Here is a 7,302-nt window from a genome sequence, read left to right as displayed (position 1 = left end):
CTCGAAGACCGGCGTCACTCAATGCAGCCGATCAGTCACATTCGCCAACAGCGTCCGGTTCCCACCGTCCGGGGGCCCTTGTCCTCCGCCGCCAGCGAGTCGGCGAGCAACTGCCGGACCTGTGCCTCCAACTCGGCACCCAACCCCCGGTGCCCCGTGATCCCGATCCGCATCGTGTGCCTTCCTTGAGGTGTACGCCGTGCAGTCGCTCGTCGAAGTCACGGACGTGCCGAACGATCACCCTGTGGCGTTCGCGCGTTTGGCGAGCTTCATCAGCTCCGGCGGCGCGCTCCGGCCCGCGAGGAGAACGAGTTCGCGGATCGCCGACCGGGCTGCCAGGTGGGTCCGGACGCTCTCCGGTGCCAGCTCCTCGGCTCGGAGGAGGCAGTCGACGGCCTCCCCGAGGTGTCGCCGCTGCGCGTGGGCCCTTCCGAGGTCGACCAGAAGTCGTGACCTCCGCTCGGGCGAGAGCAGCCCCGCGTCGATCCGCTTGCCCAGGTCCAGCGCCTCGCCCGCGTCGCCGAGGTCGATCGCCGTCGACACCGCCTGGATCTCGACGTTGGTGGGGCCGAACTCCAGGTTGAAGTCGTTGCGATCCTCGCCGAGCAACGCCGCGACCTCCCGCGCGTCGCTGAGTTCCTTGCGTGCCTTCTCGCGTTGGCCGGCGCGGGCGGCGGCCAACGCGAGGACCAGGTGGAGCGAGCCGAGCACGGAGAGGGCTTCCGGTGAGGGTCGGCCAGCCGCCGAGACATGGGCCCGAAGAGCTGCTATGGCCTTCCCGGCCGCGTGCTCCGCCTGGTCCAACCGCCGGAGCCGGACGAATGCGTGGGCCAGGCGATAGATGCCCGCGAAGACTTGGAGCGGTTCACCGGACTGCTCGGCGGCCCGGATTGCCCGATCGGCCGCCACCCAGGCCGCGTCGGCCTCGTCCTGGCGGACGAATGCCGCCGCGACCGCCTGATACGCCTGGCTGAGGAGGAGCTGGTGCCCAGGCCGCTCCTCCGGGTCGGCGGTCCGCACGGCGCCTTCGAGCCGTGACAGGGTGTCGGCGACGGCTGTACTGAGCTCCGCGAACCGGGCGTTGTGCGTCAGGTGCCAGAGCTCCGCCACGGCGGCGGCCGGCTCGGTCGCGTCCGGTGCGGCCGCGGTAGGGCGCTCGTCGAGCACGGCGTCGAGGGCAGGATGCCCGGAGAGTGACAGTCGTACCAGGTCGAGGTCGTTGGGTCGGTCCGACGCCGCAGACGCGGATCGGGGCGGTGGCGGCGCATCCGGCCTCAGTTCCTGGACGGAGACTCCGAGGCCGTCCGCGAGCAACTGGAGTACGTCGAGACGCACGACCGGTTGGATGCCGCGCTCAACCTGCGACACCCAGCTGGCGGTCCGGTTGACGGCCGCGGCGAGCTGATCCTGCCGCATGCCACGCCCTTTGCGGAGCTGGGCCACCCGGGCGCCGAACGCTCGCTGCTCCTCGGGACTCACCGGCCGCCCCGGTGGGCGGCCGAACCCTTGCCGTCGATCTCGTCCAGGAACGTGACCTCGAATGATTCGAGGTACTGGCCGCGCTCGGCGAGGAATCGGCGGACGTGAGGCTGCCGCTCATGCTCCTCGAACGCGTCGCGGTCCGCGTACAGCTCGTAGAAGACCCGGACGCGCGGCTCGTCCGGCACGGCGTGATTGACGTAGACGAGAGTGCCGGGCTCTTCGGAGCGGATCCCTTCGAGCGCTTCCCGTGCCAGTTCGTCGAAGGCGTGAGCGGCTGTCACATCACGGGCGACGAAGCGTACAACAAGGCCGAATCCCATGCTTCTCCCCTTCCTGGGTCACAACTCGGTGAAGAACTGTGAGTAGCAGAGATTATTGACGAACTCGCAGTTTTTCTGCGACTACTTTCGGTGTTGCTTCCATGGCCGAGAGCCACGAGCGGCTCCCTTGCGCTGCCGTCTGCCGACAGCGCGGGGCCGAAGCGACGGGCGGGCGGGGGCTGTTGTTGGTGGAGGTGCTGGCGGCGGCGTGGGGCTGGTACCCGGAGGGTGTCGGCAAGGTGGTCTGGTTCGAGTTCCCGGAAGACTGCGAAGCGCCGTGCCCCACGTACGGGTGGGGCACGGCGCTCAGTCTCACTGCTATGCGGGAGGCGGCGTAGCCGATCCGCCCAGGCCGAAGGCGGTGAGGATGGTGTCGGCGGCGAGGGTGGCGGTGAGGGTGCCTTCGCGGACGCGGTGTTCCAGGTCGGGGAGGAGGCGGGTGACGTCGGGGTGGGTGTGGAGGCGGGTCAGGAGCTGGTCGTGGACCATCGCCCAGGTCCACTCGACCTGCTGGTCGCGGCGCTTGGCGGCCAGGGCGCCGGTCGCGTCCAGGACCTTGCGGTGCTGCTGGAGGCGCTCCCAGAGGGTGTCCAGGCCGCCGCCGTCGCGGCCCGAGCAGGTCAGCACGGGCGGCGTCCACGGCGCGTCCGGGGGCTGGAGCAGCCGCAGCGCGCCGGCGAGTTCGCGGGCGGCGGCCTTGGCGTCGAGCTCGTGCGGGCCGTCCGCCTTGTTGACCGCGATGACGTCGGCCAGCTCCAGCACGCCCTTCTTGATGCCCTGCAACTGGTCGCCGGTGCGGGCCAGTGAGAGCAGCAGGAAGGAGTCGACCATGCCGGCCACGGTGGTCTCGGACTGGCCGACGCCGACCGTCTCGATCAGCACCACGTCGTAGCCGGCGGCCTCCATCACCAGCATCGACTCCCGGGTGGCCTTGGCCACCCCGCCGAGCGTGCCGGAGGTCGGCGACGGCCGGACGAAGGCATGAGGGTCCACCGCCAGCCGCTCCATCCGGGTCTTGTCGCCCAGGATGGAGCCGCCGGTCCGGCTGGAGGTCGGGTCGACGGCGAGCACCGCGACCCGGTGGCCCAGGCCGGTGAGCATGGTGCCGAAGGCGTCGATGAAGGTCGACTTGCCGACCCCGGGCACCCCCGTGATGCCCACCCGCACCGCGCCGCCCGCGTGCGGCAGCAGCATCGTCAGCAGCCGCTGCGCCAGCGCGCGGTGGTCGGGCCGGGTGGACTCGACGAGGGTGATGGCCCGCGCGATGTACGCGCGCGAGCCCTCCCGTACACCCGTCGCGTAGCTGTCGAGGTCGATCGTCCGGGGCGCCATCGGCTCAGCGCCTCAGAGCTCGTGGCCGAGATCGGCGGCGAGCGACTTCAGCAGGTCGTAGGCGGCCTCCGGGATCACCGTGCCGGGCGGGAAGACCGCCGCGGCGCCCGCCTCGTACAGCGCGTCGAAGTCCTGCGGGGGGATCACCCCGCCGACCACGATGGTGATGTCCTCCCGGCCGGCCTCGGCGAGTTCGGCGCGCAGCGCCGGCACCAGGGTGAGGTGGCCGGCGGCCAGCGAGGAGACGCCGACGATGTGCACGTCCGCCTCGACGGCCTGCCGGGCGACCTCGGCCGGGGTCTGGAACAGCGGGCCCACGTCCACGGTGAAACCGAGGTCGGCGAAGGCGGTGGCGATCACCTTCTGGCCGCGGTCGTGGCCGTCCTGGCCCATCTTGGCGACCAGGATGCGCGGCCGGCGGCCCTCGGCCCGCTCGAACCGCTCGACCAGCTCCCGGGTGCGCTGCAGGGGGGCCGACGGGCCCGCTTCGTCTCGGTACACACCGGAGATGGTACGGATCTGGCCCGAGTGCCGGCCGTACACCTTCTCCAGGGCGTCCGAGATCTCGCCGACGGTGGCCTTGGCGCGGGCCGCGTTCACCGCCAGGTGCAGCAGGTTGCCGTCCAGCGAGCCGCCGCGCTGCGGGCCCGCCTCGGCGGCCCGGGTCAGCGCGTGCAGCGCCGCCTGGGTGGCGGCCTCGTCGCGCTCCTCGCGCAGCCGGCGCAGCTTCTCGATCTGGCGGGCGCGCACCGAGGAGTTGTCGACCTTGAGCACGTCGATCTGCTCGTCGCTCTCCACCCGGTACTTGTTGACGCCGATCACCGGCTGGCGGCCGGAGTCGATCCGCGCCTGGGTGCGGGCGGCGGCCTCCTCGACGCGCAGCTTGGGGATGCCCGCGTCGATCGCCTTGGCCATGCCGCCGGCCGCCTCGACCTCCTGGATGTGCTGCCAGGCGCGGTTGGCCAGGTCGTGGGTGAGCTTCTCGACGTACGCCGAGCCGCCCCACGGGTCGATGGCCCGGCAGGTGCCGGACTCCTGCTGGAGCAGCAGCTGGGTGTTGCGGGCGATCCGGGCGGAGAAGTCGGTCGGCAGCGCGAGCGCCTCGTCCAGCGCGTTGGTGTGCAGCGACTGGGTGTGGCCCTGGGTGGCCGCCATCGCCTCCACACAGGTGCGGGTGACGTTGTTGAAGACGTCCTGGGCGGTGAGCGACCAGCCGGAGGTCTGCGAGTGGGTGCGCAGCGACAGCGACTTGGCGTTCTTCGGGTCGAACTGCTTGACCAGCTTGGCCCAGAGCAGCCGGGCCGCGCGCAGCTTGGCGACCTCCATGAAGAAGTTCATGCCGATCGCCCAGAAGAACGACAGGCGCGGCGCGAAGGCGTCCACGTCGAGTCCGACGTCCAGGCCGGCCCGCAGGTACTCCACGCCGTCGGCCAGGGTGTAGGCCAGCTCCAGGTCGGCGGTGGCCCCGGCCTCCTGGATGTGGTAGCCGGAGATGGAGATCGAGTTGTACCGGGGCATCTTCTGCGAGGTGTAGGCGAAGATGTCCGAGATGATCCGCATCGACGGCTGCGGCGGGTAGATGTACGTGTTGCGGACCATGAACTCCTTGAGGATGTCGTTCTGGATGGTCCCCGCCAGCTTCTCGGGTGGCACGCCCTGCTCCTCGGCCGCCACGATGTACAGCGCGAGCACGGGCAGCACGGCGCCGTTCATCGTCATCGACACCGACATCCGGTCGAGCGGGATGCCGTCGAAGAGCTGGCGCATGTCGTAGATCGAGTCGATCGCCACGCCCGCCATGCCGACGTCGCCGGTGACGCGCGGGTGGTCGCTGTCGTAGCCGCGGTGGGTCGGCAGGTCGAAGGCGACCGACAGGCCCTTCTGGCCGGCGGCCAGGTTGCGGCGGTAGAAGGCGTTGGACTCCTCGGCGGTGGAGAAGCCCGCGTACTGGCGCACCGTCCACGGCTGGTTGACGTACATCGTCGGGTACGGGCCGCGCAGGTACGGGGCGATGCCCGGGTAGGTCTCCAGGAAGTCCAGGCCCGCGAGGTCCTCGGCGGTGTAGAGCGGCTTGACGCCGATGCCCTCGGGGGTGTCCCAGAGCTGCTCGTCGACGTCCTTGCCGGTGGCCTGCCGCCAGGCGGCGCGCCACTGGCCGTCGGTGACGTCCGGGCCGTCGGCGACGTCCGGGCGGGGGGTGTCCGAACCGGGAGCGGCCTCCGGGTCCAGCCCGATCGAGGTGAAGTCGGGGATCATCGAGCCACTCCGATCTGGTCGAGCAGGGAGGTCAGGACGGCGACCGCGTCGCCGCCGGCGAACACGAAGCCGTCCACGTGCGCGGGCGGTGTGTCACCGGGTCGGCCGGCCAGCAGCACCCGCCGCGCGCCGGCCGCGGCGAGCGCGCCCGCCACCGCCTCGGCGTGCTCGCCGTACAGGGCGTCGCTGGAGCAGAGGCAGGCGACCGTGGCGCCGCTCGCGGCGAAGGCCTCGGCGAACGCCGCCGGGTCGGTGCCCTCGTGCGCGGTGGTGGCGATCCCGCCGGCCTGGAAGAGGTTGGCGGCGAAGGTGGTGCGCGCGGTGTGCGCGGCGGCGGTGCCGATCGACGCGAGGAACAGCGCCGGCCGGGCGCCGGTGGCCGCGAGGTGCGCGTCCGAGCGGTCGCGCAGCGCCTCGTAGGCCTCGGCGCGGCGCACCGTCGGCAGCCCGCCGCCGGGGCCGGCCGGGGCCGGCGCGCGGACCAGGGCCTGCTCGCCGAGGTTGGGGAACTCGCTGACGCCGGTGACCGGTTCGCGCCGCTTGGCGAGCCGCACCGAGCGCTCGGCCCAGGTGGCGGCGATCCGCTCCTCGACGAGACCGGACTCCAGCGCGGCGCGCTGGCCGCCGGCCCGCTCGATCTCCTGGAACCACGCCCAGGCGGCGTGCGCGAGCTCGTCCGTCAGCCGCTCGACGTACCAGGATCCGCCGGCCGGGTCGACGACCCGGGCCAGGTGGGACTCCTCCAGGAGGATCGCCTGGGTGTTGCGGGCGATCCGGCGGGCGAAGGCGTCGGGCAGGCCGAGCGCCGCGTCGAACGGCAGCACGGTCACCGCGTCCGCCCCGCCGACGCCGGCCGCCAGGCAGGCGATCGTGGTGCGGAGCATGTTCACCCACGGGTCGCGGGCGGTCATCATCACCGTGGAGGTGACGGCGTGCTGGCGCTGCGCGGCGGCGGTCGGGGCGGCGCCGGAGACCTCCGCCACCCGGGCCCAGAGGCGGCGCGCGGCGCGGAACTTCGCGATCGTCAGGAACTGGTCGGCGTCCGCGGCGTAGCGGAACTCCAGCTGGCCGAGCGCCGCGTCCACCGACAGCCCGGCGCCGGTCAGCGCGCGCAGGTAGGCGACGCCGGTGGCCAGCGAGGCGCCGAGCTCCTGGGCGGGCGAGGCGCCGGCCTCGTGGTACGGCAGCGCGTCGACGGCCACGGCGCGCAGGCCGGGGAAGCCCTCGGCGCAGCGGGTGGCGAGCGCGGCGGCCTCGGCGAGCAGCGCGTCGGTGCGGCCGGCCTCGCCGGTGCGGGCCTGCAGGCCCAGCGGGTCGGCGCCGAGGTTGCCGGCGGCGGAGCCGGGGGAGACCTCGCGCTCCTGGTACAGCTTGAACAACTGCGCGGCGGCCTCGGGGAATTCGGCGCCCGCGTCGAGCACCACCCCGGCCAGGTCGAGGTAGACGCCGGTGAGCGCCTCGCCCAGCGCGGCGACCGGCAGGCCGTCCCCGCCCAGCTCCAGCCAGAGCGAGCCGCCGCCGTGCTCCAGGTCGGCCAGGGCGGCCTCGTTGGTGCGGCGCGGATCCGGGTCGCTGTGCCGCTGGCGGACGTCCCAGCCGGCGACCGAGGCGCCCTGCGGCCGGGCGCCGCGGACGAACGGCGGGAAGCCGGGGAAGCCCGGATCGGCCGGGGCGTCCTCGGCGGTGTACAGCGGGCGGGCGCGCAGCCCGTCCTGGAGGGCGGTGCTGAGCGCGTGCTCGGCCGCTGCGCCGTCCTCCGGCTGCGCCCCCGACTTGCGGAGCACACCCTCGACGAGGGTCTGCCACTGCTCGCGGTGGGCGGCCGGGAACTCGGCGGCCAGGGGAAGCCCTTCGGGCGGGACCGTCATGCCCCGCAGGTTAGCGTCCGTTCGCGGCGGTGCAGGAGAGGCAA

Annotated in this window: 5 protein-coding genes; all 5 read right to left on the bottom strand. The window is 72.9% G+C overall.

The features are described 5' to 3' along the window. Positions 1–237: 237 nt before the first annotated feature. Complete coding sequence (locus ACFP3U_RS28310) at positions 238–1,479, bottom strand: helix-turn-helix domain-containing protein (RefSeq protein ID WP_380228550.1); 1,242 nt, start codon at positions 1,477–1,479, stop codon at positions 238–240. Beyond that, positions 1,476–1,802 carry a putative quinol monooxygenase gene (locus tag ACFP3U_RS28305; protein WP_380228549.1) on the bottom strand — a complete coding sequence of 109 codons (327 nt, stop codon included), beginning with the start codon at positions 1,800–1,802 and terminating at the stop codon, positions 1,476–1,478. The genes ACFP3U_RS28310 and ACFP3U_RS28305 overlap by 4 nt, the downstream gene beginning before the upstream one ends. Before the next feature lie 318 nt (positions 1,803–2,120). Then, entirely contained in the window at positions 2,121–3,134 is a 1,014-nt protein-coding gene (gene meaB / locus ACFP3U_RS28300) for a methylmalonyl Co-A mutase-associated GTPase MeaB (RefSeq protein WP_380228548.1), read from the bottom strand. 12 nt (positions 3,135–3,146) lie between these two features. Then, a complete protein-coding gene (gene scpA, locus ACFP3U_RS28295) occupies positions 3,147–5,390 on the bottom strand; it encodes a methylmalonyl-CoA mutase (RefSeq protein WP_380228547.1) in 2,244 nt (747 codons plus the stop codon). Continuing rightward, entirely contained in the window at positions 5,387–7,258 is a 1,872-nt protein-coding gene (locus tag ACFP3U_RS28290; protein ID WP_380228546.1) for a methylmalonyl-CoA mutase subunit beta, read from the bottom strand. Before ACFP3U_RS28290 ends, scpA begins: the two co-directional genes overlap by 4 nt. Positions 7,259–7,302 lie beyond the last annotated feature (44 nt).

The sequence above is a fragment of the Kitasatospora misakiensis genome, from assembly GCF_042656005.1.
GTDB classification, from domain to species: domain Bacteria; phylum Actinomycetota; class Actinomycetes; order Streptomycetales; family Streptomycetaceae; genus Kitasatospora; species Kitasatospora misakiensis.
This window is presented reverse-complemented; position numbering and strand designations above follow the sequence as displayed.

Bases quoted from the DNA above. Each gene is read 5' to 3' on its own strand.
- ACFP3U_RS28305 (WP_380228549.1), bottom strand. From the start codon at position 1,802: ATGGGATTCGGCCTTGTTGTACGCTTCGTCGCCCGTGATGTGACAGCC.
- meaB (WP_380228548.1), bottom strand. From the start codon at position 3,134: ATGGCGCCCCGGACGATCGACCTCGACAGCTACGCGACGGGTGTACGG.
- scpA (WP_380228547.1), bottom strand. From the start codon at position 5,390: ATGATCCCCGACTTCACCTCGATCGGGCTGGACCCGGAGGCCGCTCCC.
- ACFP3U_RS28290 (WP_380228546.1), bottom strand. From the start codon at position 7,258: ATGACGGTCCCGCCCGAAGGGCTTCCCCTGGCCGCCGAGTTCCCGGCC.